The 16,821-nt window shown below is 60.6% G+C and carries 15 protein-coding genes; 12 read left to right on the top strand and 3 right to left on the bottom strand.

All coding sequences use genetic code 11. The features are described from left to right. Position 1: 1 nt before the first annotated feature. The 12 genes from AC13QE_RS01170 (at position 2) to AC13QE_RS01115 (ending at position 12,543) form a co-directional block, all read left to right on the top strand. Complete coding sequence (locus tag AC13QE_RS01170) at positions 2-907, top strand: ABC transporter ATP-binding protein (RefSeq protein ID WP_488482222.1); 906 nt, start codon at positions 2-4, stop codon at positions 905-907. After that, complete coding sequence (locus AC13QE_RS01165) at positions 907-1,803, top strand: branched-chain amino acid ABC transporter permease (protein WP_132720988.1); 897 nt, start codon at positions 907-909, stop codon at positions 1,801-1,803. Before AC13QE_RS01170 ends, AC13QE_RS01165 begins: the two co-directional genes overlap by 1 nt. A gap of 3 nt (positions 1,804-1,806) precedes the next feature. Next, the gene (locus AC13QE_RS01160) at positions 1,807-2,847 is read left to right on the top strand and encodes a branched-chain amino acid ABC transporter permease (protein WP_488482221.1); all 1,041 of its coding nucleotides are present in this window, start codon (positions 1,807-1,809) and stop codon (positions 2,845-2,847) included. Positions 2,848-2,945: 98 nt separating this feature from the next. After that, positions 2,946-4,280: an ABC transporter substrate-binding protein gene (locus AC13QE_RS01155; RefSeq protein ID WP_488482220.1), complete on the top strand. Its 1,335-nt coding sequence runs from the start codon at positions 2,946-2,948 to the stop codon at positions 4,278-4,280. A 77-nt stretch (positions 4,281-4,357) separates the two neighbouring features. Continuing rightward, entirely contained in the window at positions 4,358-5,155 is a 798-nt protein-coding gene (locus AC13QE_RS01150; RefSeq protein WP_488482219.1) for an ABC transporter ATP-binding protein, read from the top strand. Between the two features lie 30 nt (positions 5,156-5,185). After that, positions 5,186-6,433: an SfnB family sulfur acquisition oxidoreductase gene (locus AC13QE_RS01145; protein ID WP_488482218.1), complete on the top strand. Its 1,248-nt coding sequence runs from the start codon at positions 5,186-5,188 to the stop codon at positions 6,431-6,433. A gap of 265 nt (positions 6,434-6,698) precedes the next feature. Next, complete coding sequence (locus AC13QE_RS01140; protein ID WP_488482217.1) at positions 6,699-7,535, top strand: transporter substrate-binding domain-containing protein; 837 nt, start codon at positions 6,699-6,701, stop codon at positions 7,533-7,535. 21 nt (positions 7,536-7,556) lie between these two features. Continuing rightward, a complete protein-coding gene (locus AC13QE_RS01135) occupies positions 7,557-8,303 on the top strand; it encodes an amino acid ABC transporter permease (protein WP_488482216.1) in 747 nt (248 codons plus the stop codon). Continuing rightward, positions 8,300-9,079 carry an amino acid ABC transporter permease gene (locus AC13QE_RS01130; protein ID WP_488482215.1) on the top strand — a complete coding sequence of 260 codons (780 nt, stop codon included), beginning with the start codon at positions 8,300-8,302 and terminating at the stop codon, positions 9,077-9,079. Before AC13QE_RS01135 ends, AC13QE_RS01130 begins: the two co-directional genes overlap by 4 nt. Before the next feature lie 10 nt (positions 9,080-9,089). Beyond that, positions 9,090-9,881, top strand: coding sequence for an amino acid ABC transporter ATP-binding protein (locus AC13QE_RS01125; RefSeq protein WP_488482214.1), 792 nt, complete (start codon positions 9,090-9,092; stop codon positions 9,879-9,881). 1 nt (position 9,882) lies between these two features. Then, positions 9,883-11,235: an MmgE/PrpD family protein gene (locus tag AC13QE_RS01120; RefSeq protein ID WP_488482213.1), complete on the top strand. Its 1,353-nt coding sequence runs from the start codon at positions 9,883-9,885 to the stop codon at positions 11,233-11,235. 18 nt (positions 11,236-11,253) lie between these two features. Then, positions 11,254-12,543, top strand: coding sequence for an LLM class flavin-dependent oxidoreductase (locus AC13QE_RS01115; RefSeq protein ID WP_488482212.1), 1,290 nt, complete (start codon positions 11,254-11,256; stop codon positions 12,541-12,543). A gap of 133 nt (positions 12,544-12,676) precedes the next feature. On the opposite strand, the gene AC13QE_RS01110 is transcribed toward AC13QE_RS01115, so the two are convergent. The 3 genes from AC13QE_RS01110 to AC13QE_RS01100 form a co-directional block, all read right to left on the bottom strand. Then, a complete protein-coding gene (locus AC13QE_RS01110; protein ID WP_132720977.1) occupies positions 12,677-13,093 on the bottom strand; it encodes a DUF3830 family protein in 417 nt (138 codons plus the stop codon). Between the two features lie 82 nt (positions 13,094-13,175). Beyond that, the gene (locus AC13QE_RS01105; protein ID WP_488482211.1) at positions 13,176-13,904 is read right to left on the bottom strand and encodes an amino acid ABC transporter ATP-binding protein; all 729 of its coding nucleotides are present in this window, start codon (positions 13,902-13,904) and stop codon (positions 13,176-13,178) included. Next, positions 13,901-16,819: an FAD-dependent oxidoreductase gene (locus AC13QE_RS01100; RefSeq protein WP_488482210.1), complete on the bottom strand. Its 2,919-nt coding sequence runs from the start codon at positions 16,817-16,819 to the stop codon at positions 13,901-13,903. Before AC13QE_RS01100 ends, AC13QE_RS01105 begins: the two co-directional genes overlap by 4 nt. Between the last annotated feature and the right edge of the window lie 2 nt (positions 16,820-16,821).

Below are 16,821 nucleotides of genomic sequence, written 5' to 3'. Positions count from 1 at the left end.
AATGACCTATGCGCTCGAGGGGTACGAAACATCCCCTCCTCTGCCGGGACTTCAAGGCGGTCGGATCGAAATTGCAGCTCAAGCGGATTCAGTTGCCAATGCGGCGATTGCCTCTGCAGAGGTTCTGCTTGCGCTCGATGATGTCAGCCTTTCCTTTGGCGGCGTCTCGGCTCTCGCCGATGTCGACCTCAGTGTTGAGCGCGGTGAGATCCGCGCCATTATCGGACCGAATGGCGCTGGAAAGAGCTCACTCGTCAATGTGATCAGCGGCGTCTATCGGCCGAATCGCGGCCATATCCGAATCGGTGAAAAGCGCTATGGCAATGTTCCCACAGAACAGCTCGCACACCTCGGCATTGCCCGAACCTTTCAGAACCTTGCGCTTTTCAAGGGCCTGAGCGTCTTGGATAATGTCATCTCCGGTCGGGCCCATAGCGTCCGCTCGAGCTTCATCGGCCAGATCGCACGCATCGGCACTGCGCGCCGGGAGGAAGCGGATGCCCGCGAGCGCGCACGGCAGATCCTTTCCTTCCTTTATCTTGACGATGTCGCCGACCGGCTTGCCGGCACCCTGCCCTATGGCCTGCAGAAACGAGTGGAACTCGCGCGAGCCCTGGTCGCGGAACCGGATATTCTGCTTCTGGACGAGCCGATGGCCGGCATGACCGCGACTGAAAAGCAGGAAATGGGCGGCTTCGTGCAGGCAACCCGAAAAACCCATGGCACCACGATCATTCTGATCGAACACGATATCGGCCTCGTAATGGAACTGTCGGATCGGGTCGCCGTGCTCGACTACGGCCGCAAGATCGCCGACGGCACGCCGGAAGAGGTGCGGGCCGATCAGCGCGTCATCGATGCCTACCTGGGCGTCGCCACGGAAAATGAAGACGGGGCGGGAATCTGATGGCGGACTTCGATTGGCTTTTCTTCATAGAGGTGCTTGTCGGCGGACTGCTGTCGGGCGTCATGTATTCGCTCGTCGCGATCGGCTTCGTACTGATCTACAAGACCTCCGGCGTGCTCAATTTCTCTCAAGGAGCACTCCTGCTTTTTGCGGCCCTTACCTTCGTCAGCCTGGTCGAGAAAGGCGTGCCCTTTGCGCTGGCGTTCGTGCTCACCTTCGCACTGATGATCATCATCGGCATCGCCATCGAACGTGTCGTGTTGAGGCCGCTCACCAACAAGCCGCCTATTACGCTGTTTATGGCGACGCTAGGCCTCTCCTATGTTATCGAGGGTGCCGCCCAGCTGATCTGGGGAACGCAGGTGCATGGACTGGATCTCGGCATCGAGGACGTTCCCTTCGACGTCGGCGGCGTTCTCATCAGCCAGTTCGACATCTTTGCCGCTGCGGTGGCGGCCATCATGGTGGCGCTGCTGTCTATCTTCTTCCGCTATACCCGCGTCGGTCTCGCCTTCCGCGCCGTCGCCGACGATCAGTTCGCGGCACTCGCCGTCGGCCTGCGCCTGCCCTGGATCTGGGCCACGGTGTGGGCAACCGCCGGTCTGGTAGCGCTGGTGGCGGGGCTCCTCTGGGGCGCTCGCCTTGGCGTCCAGTTCTCGCTGTCGCTCGTCGTCCTGAAAGCGCTGCCGGTCCTCGTGCTGGGCGGGTTCGACTCGGTTGCCGGCGCTATCGTCGGCGGATTGCTCATCGGAGCGACCGAGAAGCTCGCCGAGGTCTATCTCGGCGATTATTTCGGCGGCGGGATCGAAAGCTGGTTTGCCTATGTCGTGGCGCTCGCCTTCCTGCTCATCCGCCCCTCCGGCCTGTTCGGCCAGAAACTTGTCGAAAGGGTCTGAACCATGGCGTCCATCACACAGGATCTTGATCGCACCCCGACACTTCCGCCCTGGCTTGCACCGGCAGCCCTCCTTGCCGTGGCCTATCTCGTCGTCCCCTTTATCGGCACCAGCTATCTCTTCGAAGCGATCTTGCTGCCGTTCCTGGCACTCAGCCTTGCCGGCGTCGGCTTGAATATCCTGACCGGCTATGCCGGCCAGGTTTCGCTCGGGAGTGCCGCCTTCATGGCGGTCGGCGCCTTCGGTGCCTATAATTTCAATCTGCGCGTCGAGGGCCTGCCGCTGATCGCAAGCATCGTGCTCGCGGGTCTGTCGGCAGCGGCGATCGGCATCATCTTCGGTCTGCCGAGCCTGAGGCTCAAGGGTTTTTATCTTGCAGTGTCGACGCTCGCAGCACAGTTTTTCGTGCAATGGGTATTGACCAAGTTCAGCTGGTTTTCCAACGACTCCGCCTCGGGCGTGATCGACGCGCCGCCGCTTCGCATCGGCGGCATCGCTTTCGATGGCCCGATCGGGCGCTATCTTTTCGCGCTGACGGTCGTCACCGTCCTGACCTTTCTGGCGCTGCGGCTTGTGTCGTCCCAGACAGGACGAAATTTCATCGCGGTGCGCGACAACGAGACGGCCGCCCGCATCATCGGTGTACCGGTCTTGAAGACCAAGCTGCTCGCCTTTGCGATTTCCTCCTTCATCATCGGCGTTGCCGGCGTGCTTTGGGCCTTTACCTATCTGCGCACCGTGGAGCCGGCGGGGTTCAACCTCGATCGCTCCTTCCAGGTGCTGTTCATCATCATCATCGGCGGGCTCGCTTCCATTCGCGGCGCCTTTCTGGGGGCAGCACTGATCGTGGTGTTTCCGCTCGTCCTGTCGCGATTGGGAGCCTTCTTTCTCGGCGAGATCTTTGATTCCGGCGTGCTCGACATGAGCCAGCGCATCGTGCTCGGCAGCCTGATCATCCTGTTTCTCATTCTCGAACCGGACGGCCTCGTCGCCCTCTGGGACAGAAACGTAAGACGAATCGGTAGCGTTCTGACACGGCGCTGAACTGAACCCGGAGCGTGCGCTCCCAAAAGCAAGAAATCCATTTTCGATCAATGCAGGTCCGGTCATCTCGCCGGCCATCACCCGGAGTGTATCCAGAAATGACAATCTTCAGCAAACTCAAGATCGCGGCGCTCGCTGCCGGGATCGCCTTCTCGGTGGCGCTTCCCGCCGCACATGCCGACGAGCAATATTTTCCGTTGCAAAGCTATCGTGTCGGCCCCTACGCGGCCGGCGGCACCGGCTTCTTCGGCGGCTTCATCGATTACCTGAACCTGATCAACACCCGTGACGGCGGTGTGAACGGCGTCAAGCTGACCTGGAACGAGTGCGAAACCCAATACGAGGTCGAACGTGGCGTCGAATGCTATGAACGACAGAAAAGCCACCCCAACGCGGCGGCCTGGAACCCGCTTTCCGTCGGCATCGCCTACGCAATGATCGATCGCATCAGCCAGGATAAGGTGCCGCTGATCACGATCAATCACGGCCGCACCGATTCCACCGATGGCCGCGTCTTCCCTTACGTGTTCCCGCTGCTCCTCAATCCCTACAGCGAAACCTCCGGCATCGTGAACTACATTGCCTCCAAGCTCGGTGGTCTCGACAATCTCAAGGGCAAGAAGATCGTGGTCCTCTACCACGGCTCGCCCTACGGCAAGGAAACCATCCCGATCTACGAACTCCTGTCGAAGAAATACGGCTTCGACCTGCAGCAGATCGAAGTTCCCCATCCCGGCAACGAGCAGCAGTCGCAATGGCTGACGATCCGTCGTGCTAAGCCGGACTATGTCGTCCTGCGCGGCTGGGGCGTGATGAATCCCGTTGCCCTGAAGACCGCCGTCAAGGTCGGCTATCCTGTCGATCACATCATCGGCAATGTCTGGTCGAATTCCGAGGAAGATGTCATTCCCGCCGGCGAGGCGGCAAAGGGCTACACCGCGATTACTACGCAGGCCTCCGGCGCCGAGTATCCGGTCGTCAAGGAGATCGTGAAGACGCTCTATGACCAAGGCAAAGGCAATCTCGAGGACAAGAGCCGCATCGGCTCCGTCTATCACAACCTCGGCATCGTCAACGGCATCCTGAACGTCGAGGCGATCCGCATCGCACAGGAGAAGTTCGGTAAGCGAACGCTGACCGGCGATGAAGTCCGCTGGGGCTTCGAACATCTACGGCTTGACCCGGCCCGCGTCGAGGCGCTGGGCGCCAAGGACCTGTTCCACTCCATCAACGTCACCTGGGACAACCACGAAGGCAACGGTTACGTGACCTTCCAGCAATGGGACGGCAAGAAGTGGAAGGTGGTTTCCGACTGGATCGCACCGGATTGGGCTCTGCTGCGTCCCATCATCGAAAAATCCTCAGAGGCCTATGCCAAGGAAAAGGGCATCAAGCTGCGCACCTCCCAGGACGCAGAGGCCGCCATCAACTGATTGGCGGCAGACCCGGTGGCGGCACGCTTGCCGTCATCGGGTTTGGCCTGGTCTGCGACGAGTTCGAGGAAAATCATATGGTCGATACGGATATCGTGCTCAGCGTCGAAGGCGTGAAGGCAACCTACAACCACACGATTCGGGCACTGAACGAGGTGAGCCTGAGCGTAAAGCGCGGCGAGATCGTCGCCCTGCTCGGCGCCAATGGTGCGGGCAAGACGACGACGCTCAAAGCGGTCTCCAACCTCTTGCCGGCCGAATGCGGCCAGATCATTGCGGGGCGCATCCACTTCGGCGCAATCGACGTGACGACGGCAAGCCCTGCGGCACTTGTTCGCGCCGGGCTCGTACAGGTGCTCGAGGGCCGCCACTGCTTCCGGACCTTGACCGTGGAAGAGAACCTAATCTCCGGCGGCCTTGGCCGTAGCGCGACGCGCTCTGAAATCACGGCCGATCTCGAAAAGATCTACGCTTTGTTCCCACGCCTCAAAGAAAAGCGCCGCGTGACATCAGGGCTTACCTCCGGCGGCGAACAGCAGATGACGGCCATCGGCCGTGCGCTGATGTCACGGCCACGACTGCTTATCCTCGATGAGCCTTCCATGGGTCTGGCACCGCTTGTCGTTCAGGACATTTTTCGGACCTTGCGGCGCCTGAATGAAGAGGAAGGGCTTTCCATTCTCGTGGCGGAGCAGAACTCCGCCATCGCACTCAAATATGCAGACCGCGCCACGATCCTCGAAAACGGCGTAACGGCCATCAACGGGACAGCCGCTGATCTGCGCCAGCGCAAAGAGGTGCAAGACCTCTATCTTGGGCGCAAAACGGCGGCCAGCGGCCACCTCGCACCCCTAGTCCCCGCAACCAATCCATAAACCCATCACAGCTGAAGAGGAGAGTTTGACATGACGATTTCGCAAGTGAAGACCGACAATGCCGCAAAGGCGGTTCCACCGGTTGCAAGGCCAACCGAGCCAGCTCACATCATCAAGAGCGCTGCCGAGGCGATCGCTGTCGCCAAGAAACTGGCGGCGGAATTCATCAAGGATTCCGCCAAGCGCGATCGTGAGCGGATTTGGCCGGCGGCCGAACTCGATGCCTTTTCCCAAAGCGGGTTGTGGTCGATCAACGTGCCGAAAAAATTCGGTGGACCTGAAGTTTCCTACGCCACGCTCGCAAAGGTGATCGAGATCATCTCGGCCGCCGACTCGTCGATCGGCCAGGTCGCCCAAAACCATCTGGGCGTCGTCGCCGCCATCCGCACGGTCTCCGACGAGGCACAGCAGAAGCTGCTGTTCGACGAGGTGTTGAAGGGAACGCGTTTCGGCAATGCGTTTTCGGAGTTCGGTTCCAAGCGGGCGGTCGACTTCGAGACTAAGTTTACCGACGCCGGCGACCACGTGATCGTAAAGGGGCAGAAATTCTATTCTTCAGGCGCACTCCTTGCCCATCTGGTGCCGATCGTCGCGCTCGATGACGAAGGTCGTGCCTGGTACGCGATTGCTGATCGCGGCGCACCGGGGCTCACAGTCATCGACGACTGGTCGAGCTTCGGCCAACGCACGACGCTTTCCGGTACGGTGATCATCGACGACGTGAAGGTGCCCAAGACGCATCTGGTGCCAGGCTACAAGGGCTATGACAAACCAACCGCGGACGGCGCCATTTTCCAGATTATCCAGGTGGCCGTCGACACCGGCATTGCGCAAGCCGCGATCGACGAAACGATCGACTTCGTGCGCACTAAGAGCCGCGCCTGGGTAGATAGCGGGCTCGAGCGCGCCTCCGACGACCCCTATACGATCCAGGCCGTCGGCGATCTGACCCTGCGCTTGCATGCAGCACAGGCACTGCTTGAAAAGGCAGGCTATGCGATAGACCGAGCGGTGGCGGATCCGACTGCCGAAACCGTGGCCGAAGCGCAGATCGTAACGGCCGAAGCGAAGATCCTTTCCACGGAAATCGCCATTGCCGCCACCAACAAGCTGTTCGAGCTGGCCGGCACCCGCTCGACGCTCGCCGAACACAATCTCGACCGGCACTGGCGCAACGCACGCACCCATACACTGCACGATCCGGTCCGGTGGAAATACGCAATTCTTGGCAAGTATTTCCTGAACGGAGAAAAGCCGCCGCTCCACGCCTGGAGTTAGTTGCCATGATAAACTGGGCGCGAACAATCTCTCGCGCCCTTTTCCAATTAATTGAATATGCTCGAAGGCGATGTCACGGTAAGTGGCTGTCACGCACAGCTCGTGAGCAATATCGCGGAGTAGCTGAACTATCGCCTGAAACATCATTGCTCCCATACGCGCTTATGCGCAGATACATTCCAATACTCCTTCAACACATGGAATGGCCTTTCTCGCAGGGGCAACGAGGCTCAAATACGTTGCGGCGCACACAAGGAGCCATCAGATGTTCGCAACGTCGTCTCTCAAAACCCTCTTCGGACTTGCCTTTGCGATCGCAACGCTTGCTGCGACGCAGGCTTCCGCGGATGCCACGCTCGATCGCATCAAAGGCCGCGACAAGTTGACCGTAGGGATCATCCTGTCTGGCGCGCCATTTGGCTACATCGATCCAAAGAGTCAGGAGCAGAGGGGCTACAATCTCGACATAGCGAAAGCGCTTGCCGATGATCTCGGCGTGAAGCTCGAAACAGTAACGGTGACGCCACCGAACCGTGTCCAGTTCCTGCAGCAGGGTAAGGTCGACATTCTGATCGCCAATATGCAGTATACAGAAGAACGCGCCAAAGTGCTCGACTATGTGCCCACACCCTATGACCGGGCAGGCGGCGCCGCAGTAGTCCGAAAGGACAGCGGACTGAAGGACTGGACCGACCTCAAGGGGAAGACGGTTTGCGTTTCGCAAGGCTCCAACTACACGCAGCCGCTGATCGAGACCTATGGCGCCGTGGTCAAGGCGTTGCCGAGCCAGCCGGAATCGCTGCTCGCCCTTCAGGGCGGCAACTGTGTTGCCGCCGTTCATGTTGGCGCAACGGTTGGTCTCCTGCTTGAAGATCGCCCGGAAGAGTGGAAGGATTACGCAATCCCCTTCCCGAGCGAGCTTGTTCCTTCGGATTCGGTGATCTGGTTGCGCAAGGGTGAGAAAGACACCCAGACGGCGCTCGACAACGCGGTCAAGAAGTTGCATGCGTCCGGCAAGCTCCTGGAATTCGCAAAGGCCAACCGGCTGCTGAACACCAAGTATCTTGAAGAACAGCAGAAGACTGTATCCGCCGCCAAGTAGGGCTGTCGCACTGGAAAAGATATGCAGGATATGAGCCTGACCGACCTGTTCATCAGCCTGACGAACAGGATGGGCTTGAACTACGAGTTCTTGGCCTCCGGCTACGAGGCGCAGATATGGCGCGACGGTTTCGTCACCACGCTATATCTGATCGCCGTCCTTCTACCCGTCAGTCTCATTGCCGGCGTGGCATTCGCCGCCTGCCTCACATCCGGGCGGTTGTGGCTGTCAGCACCAGTGCGCGGCTTTGTGGAGCTGACCCGCAACACACCGACGCTGGTGCAGTTGATGTTTGGTTTCCTTGTCCTGAACACCCTCATTTCCAACATGGTTGGCGGCACGCAAAACAATCCGCTCTCGCCCTTCTTCTGGGTCATCGCGGTGGTCGGCCTACATATCGCAGCTCTACATGCGGAAGCGATCCGCGCCGGCATCGAGGCGGTACCGGCATCGACGATTGAAGCCGCGCGAGCCATCGGCTTCAGCCAGTTCGAGATCCTGCGCTATGTGGAAATTCCGCTGGCTTTCCGTGCGTCGCTGCCGGCAATTATCAACAACCTCATCAACCTGGTGAAGCTGACCACAGTAGGAAACGCAATTGCGGTCAGCGAAATCACATATGCCTCCATCATGGTCTGGACGCAGCGCGACAACGTCGTCTCGCTGATGATCGTCATTCTCCTGTTCTTCAGCCTGATCAACTTCACTATCGCCCGCATCGGCTCATGGGTGGAGCGACGACTGGCAGTTCCGGGATATGGCCTATGACGGTAGCGCTCCAGCAACCAGTCAGTCATCGGGTGCTGCGCAATCTCGGCTTCCTCACGCTGCCACTGATCGTCCTTGCCTGGTCGCTGGCAGACCCGACGCTCGGACGGGAGGTGGTAGAATGGATCCCCTATCTCGCCTCGGGCTTCGCGATGAATGTCGTGATCGCCGTGCTCGCGATGGCGCTCGGTACCCTGGTTGGGGTGTTGTTCGGTATCCTGGAACTGGCGCCCTATCGTATTGTCCGCTATCCCGTCGTCGCTTATGTCCAGGTCTTCCGAAATGCGCCGCATCTCGTGCTGATCTTCGCGACCACCTACATCTTTCCCTTCGAAATTGTCGTATTCGGCAATTATCTGCCCTTTCCGGATTGGGTGAAGGCTGTGATCGGGCTTGCCATTCCTGCCAGCGCCTATGTCGCAGAGATCACCCGCGGCGCGATCCTCTCCATACCCACGGCTCAATGGGAAGCGGCCAAGGGACTCGGCTTTGCGCGCAGCGGGGCTCTGCGGTGGATCATTCTGCCGCAATGCCTGCGTCGCTCGTTGCCGCCCTGGATGAATGTCGCGGCCTCGATCACCATGGGAACGGCGCTGGCCTCTCTAGTCGGCGTCCACGAACTTCTGCATGCAGCGACCGATGCAAGCACGGCGGTGCGGCGGCTCGATTTCACGATCATCGCCTATCTCGTGGTCATGGCCGCCTTCTTCCTGCTCTGCTATCCGATTTCCCGCCTGACCAGACGCCTGGAAGCGCGGCGCTTCAAGGCGGCCTGAGGACCAAGAGATGACAAGCCCATCCACCGATAACGCGATCGTCAAACTGGAAGACGTGCATCTGTCCTTCGGACAGACGCAGGTGTTGAAGGGAATCGACCTCACCGTCAACAAGGGCGATGCCGTCTCTATCATCGGTCCGTCCGGTTCCGGCAAGTCCACCATCCTGCGCTGCATCAATGCGCTGGTCCAGCCGCAGAGCGGCAGGATCACGGTGGGCGGAACCCGGGTCGATCAGTTGACCCGGGAAAGCGAACGCATCACCCTGCGCAAGCGCGTCGGTATCGTCTTCCAACAATACAACCTCTTCCCGCACCTGACGGTGCTGGACAACATCGTTCTGGCACCCGTCCGCATTCTCGGCATCGAACCGCACGCAGCGGAAAAGTTGGCTCGCGACTTGCTGGAAAAGGTGCGGCTTGCGGATAAAGCCAATGCCTATCCCGGCCAGCTCTCCGGCGGCCAGCAGCAACGTGTCGCCATCGCCCGCGCACTTGCCATGAAACCGGAACTCGTCCTGTTCGATGAGGTGACCTCGGCGCTGGATCCTGAAACCGTCGGCGAGGTCCTGTGGGTGATACGCGACCTGATACGCGATGGCATGACCAGCATTCTCGTCACGCATGAGATGCGCTTTGCCGAGGAGATCAGCGACACGGTCGTCTTCACCGAGAACGGCCGCATTATCGATCGTGGTTCGCCGGAACAGATCTTCCATAAAGCCGAAAATCCCCGCATCCGCCAGTTCGTCCAGGGCCTATCGGTGGGACGCGGCTCGTTGCGCGACGGCGAAGGAATCTGACATGACTGGCACGTCCGCACCGCTGACTACAGCCTTCGCCGAGGCGATCGTCCACTCAGATCCGGATCGCGATCCCGCTGCGATCGAAGCGGCCCGCACAGCGATCATCGATTTTCTTGCATGCGCCATTGCCGGCGCCGGCGACCGCACCACCAGCCTTCTGGCCCAGGCGGTGGGCGCAGAGTTGGCGGGTAATGCAATCCTCGTCGGGACGAGCCGCCGCACCGACCCCCTCGTCGCAAGCGTGGTCAACGGTTATGCGGGCCATGTGCTCGACTATGACGATGTCCATGCCAGCGTGCGCGGGCACCCGACGACCGTTATCATCCCGGCGCTCCTCGCCCTTGCTGCTGAGCGTAAGTTCCCTGCCGGCGACCTGATCGCCTCCTATGTTGTCGGGCTGGAGACGATAGCACGGCTCGGCCTCTCGATGGGCTCAAAACACTACGAGAATGGCTTTCACGCCACCGCAACGTTCGGACCTGTCGGCGTTGCCGCGGCAATCGCACATCTGACCAAAGCCTCGGTGAAAGAAACTGCTGTTTCGCTAGGGCTGGCGGCAACCCAGTCTGCCGGCCTGCGGCTGCAATTCGGTTATGATGCGAAGCCCTATCATGCCGGCATGGCCGCGCGCTCCGGCCTTTTGGCAGCGCGCTTGGCTGCAGCAGGTTTCGGTGGTGCGCCTGATTTTCTCGACAATCCTGTCGGCTTCCATTCCGCCTATGCGTTCGGGGCAGAGCGTCCGGCCGCGCTGACGGAAAACTGGGGAAAGCCTTGGCAGATCATCACGCCCGGCCTGACGCTGAAGGCTTATCCCTGCTGTACGGCAAGCCATCCCGTCGCCTCCCTCGGCATCGAGCTTCACCGCGAAGAGCTCGCCGCCGACAGGATCGAGGCCATCACCTTCACCTATCCGCCCGGCGCCGATGCAGCGCTCGTGGTCACGAAACCGACCAACGGCATCGAAGCTCGTTTCAGTCCGGAATACGTCTTCTCCGCCGCGCTCATCGACGGTGCGCTGCGATTACACCATTTCGACGAGCGACCGGTGGAACCGCGCCTGATGGGCCTGGCGGGCCTCGCGCGACGGCGCTATGACGAAAGCGCGCCGCGCATGTCGAGCGATCCAACGACACGTTTCGTCATCCTCGACCTCAAGCTTCGCGACGGCAGTACGATCACACGCCGCTTCGACGGCCTTCCGGGCGTGACGGATCCGACTGAAAAGTTCCAGGACGCGACGGCGGGCAATCCCGCCTTCGCCGAAATCCCGTCCCTCGTTCGCGCAATGCACAGCGCCGCCGATCTCGACCGGCTACTGGCGCTGCTCAATCAGGACGCCGCCTCAATCTGAACTGACGAAAGACTTCCCATGAGTGCCAAGCGACAAATCCACCTCGGCCTGTTCCTCCAAGGCGCCGGCCACCACGTATCGGGCTGGCGGCATCCGCATGCCGAAGCCGGCAGCGAGAATTTCGACCTGCTGCGGCGTGTCTCGCAGATTGCCGAAGCAGCGAAATTCGACATGGTGTTTCTTGCCGATGGCCTCACCAGCGGCGTCGATGCGCATCCTTCAACGATCGCCCGTTTCGAGCCGCTGACGCTTCTTGCGGCGCTGGCGATGGTCACCGATAAGATCGGGCTGGCCGCCACTTCGTCGACAACCTATGGCGAGCCCTATCACACCGCTCGCGCCTTCGCCTCAATCGACCACTTGAGCCACGGCCGCGCCGCCTGGAACATCGTTACAACGTCTTATGCCCGCACCGCGAACAATTTTTCGAAGTCGCATCCGGAGCATGACGAACGTTACGCCGTGGCTGAAGAATTCGTCGACGTGGTGCGCGGTCTCTGGGATAGCTGGGAAGACGACGCTTTCGTCAAGAACAAGCAGACAGGCGTCTACGCCGATCCCACCAAGGTGCATGTGCTCGATCACAAGGGCAAGTATTTTTCCGTTAAGGGTCCGCTCAACATTCCGCGCCCGCCGCAGGGGCATCCGATCCTAATCCAGGCCGGTTCGTCCGGCCCCGGCCAGGATCTCGCGGCGCGCACCGCGGACGTGGTTTTCACCGCGCAGCAGAGCCTGGAAGAGGCGCAGGCCTTCTACACGAGCCTGAAGGAGCGCGTCGTCAAGTTCGGCCGGCGGGCCGACGACGTCGCAGTTATGCCTGGTTTTCTGCCGGTGATCGGCCGCACGGCCAAGGAGGCCGCCGACAAGCTTGCAGAACTCGACCAGTGGACTGACCTGAAGAGTGCTATGCCGTTGCTTGAAGAGCGCATTGGCCACAGCCTCGTCGACTACGATCCGGATGGCCCGCTGCCGGACTTGCCGATCTCCGACCAGCTGCGCAGCCGCGCCGAACTCCTAACGGCGCTGGCACGCCGCGAAAACCTGACGATCCGCCAGCTGGCGCTGCGAGTCGCCGCCGGCCGCGGTCATCACATTGTTCTCGGCACGCCGGTCGAAATCGCCGATCGGATGCAGCAATGGTTCGACGGCCGCGCTGCAGACGGCTTCAACGTCATGCCGCCCTTCTTCCCCGAGGGTCTGGAGGATTTCACGCAGTTGGTGGTGCCGATTCTGCAGGAGCGCGGGCTATTCCGCACGGAGTACAGCGGCACAACCTTGCGGAACCATCTCGGGCTTGCGAGACCATAACAAGCCTTCGACCGTTATTCGAGATAAGTAGAAGCTCCGTTGCAAGCTACGCCATTTCGGCAGTATCGCTCCCCAAATCCCCACTAATGTCTGTGACCTGGAACTACGGCTGTGCGCAATGATTTTCAGCGTATCAGCCGCCGGCCGCTTCGAATCGAATTTTTTGCGCTCCTTCCCAGAGAGTGAGCCGACCGAGCTCGGCAAGCTTCTCAAGATTGGATGTGACAGTGATGAAATGATTTCCGGCGAGCTGCCCCATCTTTGACGAGAAATCAACGCCGCCATAGGCAAGCAGGATTTCCGTTTCGCTGATGCCGCCCGGATAAAGGATGATGTGGCCGGGAGCGGGATGGCTGGTATGATTCTCGTAAGAGACACCAAAATCCCGCTCTCCGAGCGGAATCCACACTCCCTCCCCCGACCAGCGTACGTGTACGATTTTTCCTTCGAAAGGCATCTCCTTCAGAAATGCCTCGCAGGTCTTAGGCGCCTTTGCCGTCTCCAGCATGGCATCGAATTCAAACGGGCCGGCGGTGATCTTCAGTTTCATTCCACTCTCTCTTGCTTTGGTTGTCTCTGTTGTGGTCGGTTCCGGCCGAGGCCATGCGGTTTCCGCGGCACGCGAGTATCCATCAATGCCGGAGGATCTTGCCGAGAAAGGCTTCCGTTCTCGGATTGTGACTGGCGGTGAAGAATTCTTCACTCGGCCTATCTTCGACAATCTCGCCTTGGTCGATGAAGATGACACGGGTGGCCACGCGGCGGGCAAAGCCCATCTCATGGGTCACCACCATCATCGTCATTCCGTCTCTTGCCAGGCCTGTCATGACGTCAAGCACTTCAGACACCATTTCCGGGTCAAGCGCGGACGTCGGCTCGTCGAAAAGCATCGCCAAAGGGTCCATCGCGAGCGCGCGGGCTATGGCCACGCGCTGTTGCTGGCCGCCTGAAAGCTGGCTCGGAAATTTCTTCGCATGATCGATCAGGCCGACACGATCGAGCAGCTGCATGGCCTTGGCTTCGGCCATCGTCGGACTGCGCCCAAGCACGATCTTCTGAGCCAGCATGATGTTGTCGAGGATGCTGAGATGCGCGAAGAGTTCGAAATTCTGGAAGACCATGCCGACGCGCGTCCGCAGGTTCGGCAAATCCGTTTTCGGATCGCCCACCTCGATCCCATGAACCTGGATGGACCCTTCGTGGAAGGGCTCCAAGCCATTGACGCATTTGATCAAGGTCGACTTGCCCGAACCGGATGGGCCGCACACGACGACGATCTCGCCGCGCTCGGCCTTGACGCTGCAGTTCTTCAGGACCTGAGAGGTGCCGTAGAATTTGGAGACGCCGTTGATCTCGATCATGAGCGGCCTTTCGTAAAACGAGTAATGGAGAAGGGTTGTAGCGCCCTGCCGGTCTCGCGGCCAAGGACGATCTGTGCGGTAAGCTGGCCGACCAGGGGGCCGAGCGTATAGCCGTTGGAGGTCACGGCGTTGAAGAAGCCGGGCTGCAGCGGATGTTCGCCAAGGATGGGCGCGCCGTCGATATTGATATTCATCGCCGCCCAGCTACGGATCACATGCAGTTTACGCAGCGCCGGCACAACATGTTGGGCCACCCAGAGATTGCCTTCAAGGCTCGATAGCAGCGGGCGAGGATGCTGATGCACCGGATCAAGGCCCGCCGTCCAGCCGCCGCCGATGATGAAGTTGCCGTTGCTCGCCTGCTTCAGGGTCAGATGCCGGTCCGCATGGGCGACGAGGCAGGATATCAGGGGCGCGGCAGCTTCGGTGACCACCATCTGCAACGGAGCTCCAAATACAGGAATATCGAGCCCGAGCATGGCGCCGATACGCGACGAAAAGGCGCCGGCCGCGTTGACGACGCGCTTTGCCCTGATCGTCCCACGCGACGTCGTCACCTCGAAACCGGAGGCATGCACGGCAATGGCGACGACCTCGCATTTTTCGATGAGGCGTGCTCCCCTTGCGCGAGCGGCTTCGAGGATATGCTGCGTCGCGACGAGCGGGTTGATCTTGCCTTCCTGCGGGCAATAGGCAGCCCCGACGAATGCGGGTGACAGTGCCGGCTCCAAAGACCGCAACTCGCCTCGATCGATCAGGCGGCACTCGATACCGGCGCGTTGCTCGACTGCGACCTTATCGGCAAGGAAACGCATATGCGCTTCGCTCTCGGCAACCATCAGGCCGCCGGTCACCTTCATCTCAAAATCGCAGCCGAGCTCCCGCTGCAAGGCGGCCCAAAGGGCGATGGAATCGCGCTGCAAGGGCAGCGTCTGCGCCGCCGGCCCGCCACCACCTTCGGCGCGCACGCCGTGATCGAAGGACAAAAGCTGCGCATGCAAGCTGCCGGCATTGCCTCCGGAGGCAAGCGAATTAGCAAAGGCGCGTTCGACAATTGCAACGTCCTCACCTTCGCGTGCAAGAAAAAGCGCGGTCGATAGACCGGCGACCCCTGCCCCGATCACCAAGGTCGATGTTTCCGAGAACGGCAGAGGCTCAGCCGATTGCAGCGGCGGCTTCTCGGGCAGCATTGCCCGCTTGTGTCCTCCCCATTCGGGCTTTTCGACTGCAAGGGCGGCCAGGGGAATGGGCCGCAACGGCATTTGCGGCGCAAGAAATCCATGGATCTCTCCAGCGCTGCGTCTCTCATCCGCAGCCTTGGCCAGCGTGTGACCACAGTAGCGGCTTTGGCAGCGTCCCATGCCGGCGCGCGAAAGTCGCTTCAATGTGGCGATATCCGCAGCACCGTTTGCCGTGATCGCCTTTAAGGTACCGGCTGTTACGCCTTCACAACGACAGATGATCGTCTCATCGGCAGGTGCCTGGCTTCCATCGGCGGTTGCCGGCTTGAACGCCTTCCAGAGAGCGACCTGGAAGGCGCGATGGCGGGCAAGCCTGCGTTCGGCTTCACGATCAGGTGCCCCGCCAAGACCCAGTTTGCGCGCAACTGCAAGCCCGGCCAGCCGACCTTGCGCCCTGGCGATATGAGCGCCGCCGAAACGTGCGGCCTCGCCGACGACGTGAATGTGGGAAAGCGTGGTTTCGCCATCATCGGCGCTCGTAACCGTAAGCTCGCCATCGGCGATTGCATGGCCGCAGCCGAGCAGCCGCGCGAGCTCGTTCGAGGAAGCAAAGCCGCCACCGATCAGGACCGTATCGGCATCCAGTTTCCTGTCACCTCTCGGGCCGGATATGATGACGGAGTGGACGCCGGCGGCTCCATCGATGGAGGCAATCCTGCTTTCCCAGTGGAGCGGGATACCGGCTGCCTGCAAGGTCGCAAGCTGCCGGGCGCCGTGGATGGCGAGGCCGCCACCAAGCTTCAATAAATTCAAAGCTTCGAAAGGCTTCGACCATGGCGACGCTGCGGCTTCAACCAGCGCGACCACAGTACCGCCCGCCCTGCGGATCTCATTGGCGACTTGGATATTAAGAGGCCCGTTCCCGGCGATGAGGATCCTGCCGCGTGGTACTATGCCGTAGCTTCTAAGCATAGTTTGTGCGGCACCGGTCGTCATGACGCCTGCGCGCGTCCAGCCGGGCAAAGGGTATGGCCGCTCGTAGGCACCGGTTGCAATCACGATCATTCGAGGCTTGCAATAGAATGCGCCCGACGAGTTGTAGCATGCTATAACGATGCCGCCTTCGCCGTCCTCAGCACCCCAGACGACCGTTTCGCCGATCAAGGTCGCTCTGGCCTCACCGGCACTTCGGATCAAGTCCAATCCTTCAAGGGCCTGCGTGTCGTGCTCCAACTGTGCCATGGCCGGCGACGTTGCGGGCTGCTTATAGTATTGGCCGCCTGCAATTTTGCGTTCATCAACGATCGTGACCTTCGCACCGGCGCTTGCAGCCGCTTCCGCAGCGGCAAGACCAGCCGGTCCCGCGCCGATGACAAGCAGGTCCATCTCGATGGTTGCGATAGATGCCGGGACATCACACAGATCTGCGATTTGCTCTGACGCGATAGCCGGCCGTGAAGATGGCCTGTGCACATGCATGCCAGCCTCGACTGTGGTCATGCAGGCGCGCTGGCTGATTTTGCCGTCGACGGTCACGAGACAATCATGGCAAGCACCCATGCCGCAAAAGAGCCCACGCGCCTCGCCCTTCAATCCGCGCGAGAAACCGTGCTGCCCACTGGCCTCGATCGCCGCGGCAATCGTCATGCCGCGGTCGGCATGAAGAGAACGGCCATCGACGAAGAATTCGATGGTCGATTCAGCCGCGGATCGAGGAGCAATTGACACGGACAATA

The organism is Martinezella sp. CNPSo 3957, from assembly GCF_057784395.1.
Note: the sequence above shows the minus strand (reverse complement) of the source record. Positions and strands in the feature narration are given on the sequence as shown.

Bases quoted from the DNA above. Each gene is read 5' to 3' on its own strand.
- AC13QE_RS01170 (WP_488482222.1), top strand. From the start codon at position 2: ATGACCTATGCGCTCGAGGGGTACGAAACATCCCCTCCTCTGCCGGGA.
- AC13QE_RS01165 (WP_132720988.1), top strand. From the start codon at position 907: ATGGCGGACTTCGATTGGCTTTTCTTCATAGAGGTGCTTGTCGGCGGA.
- AC13QE_RS01160 (WP_488482221.1), top strand. From the start codon at position 1,807: ATGGCGTCCATCACACAGGATCTTGATCGCACCCCGACACTTCCGCCC.
- AC13QE_RS01155 (WP_488482220.1), top strand. From the start codon at position 2,946: ATGACAATCTTCAGCAAACTCAAGATCGCGGCGCTCGCTGCCGGGATC.
- AC13QE_RS01150 (WP_488482219.1), top strand. From the start codon at position 4,358: ATGGTCGATACGGATATCGTGCTCAGCGTCGAAGGCGTGAAGGCAACC.
- AC13QE_RS01145 (WP_488482218.1), top strand. From the start codon at position 5,186: ATGACGATTTCGCAAGTGAAGACCGACAATGCCGCAAAGGCGGTTCCA.
- AC13QE_RS01140 (WP_488482217.1), top strand. From the start codon at position 6,699: ATGTTCGCAACGTCGTCTCTCAAAACCCTCTTCGGACTTGCCTTTGCG.
- AC13QE_RS01135 (WP_488482216.1), top strand. From the start codon at position 7,557: ATGCAGGATATGAGCCTGACCGACCTGTTCATCAGCCTGACGAACAGG.
- AC13QE_RS01130 (WP_488482215.1), top strand. From the start codon at position 8,300: ATGACGGTAGCGCTCCAGCAACCAGTCAGTCATCGGGTGCTGCGCAAT.
- AC13QE_RS01125 (WP_488482214.1), top strand. From the start codon at position 9,090: ATGACAAGCCCATCCACCGATAACGCGATCGTCAAACTGGAAGACGTG.
- AC13QE_RS01120 (WP_488482213.1), top strand. From the start codon at position 9,883: ATGACTGGCACGTCCGCACCGCTGACTACAGCCTTCGCCGAGGCGATC.
- AC13QE_RS01115 (WP_488482212.1), top strand. From the start codon at position 11,254: ATGAGTGCCAAGCGACAAATCCACCTCGGCCTGTTCCTCCAAGGCGCC.
- AC13QE_RS01110 (WP_132720977.1), bottom strand. From the start codon at position 13,093: ATGAAACTGAAGATCACCGCCGGCCCGTTTGAATTCGATGCCATGCTG.
- AC13QE_RS01105 (WP_488482211.1), bottom strand. From the start codon at position 13,904: ATGATCGAGATCAACGGCGTCTCCAAATTCTACGGCACCTCTCAGGTC.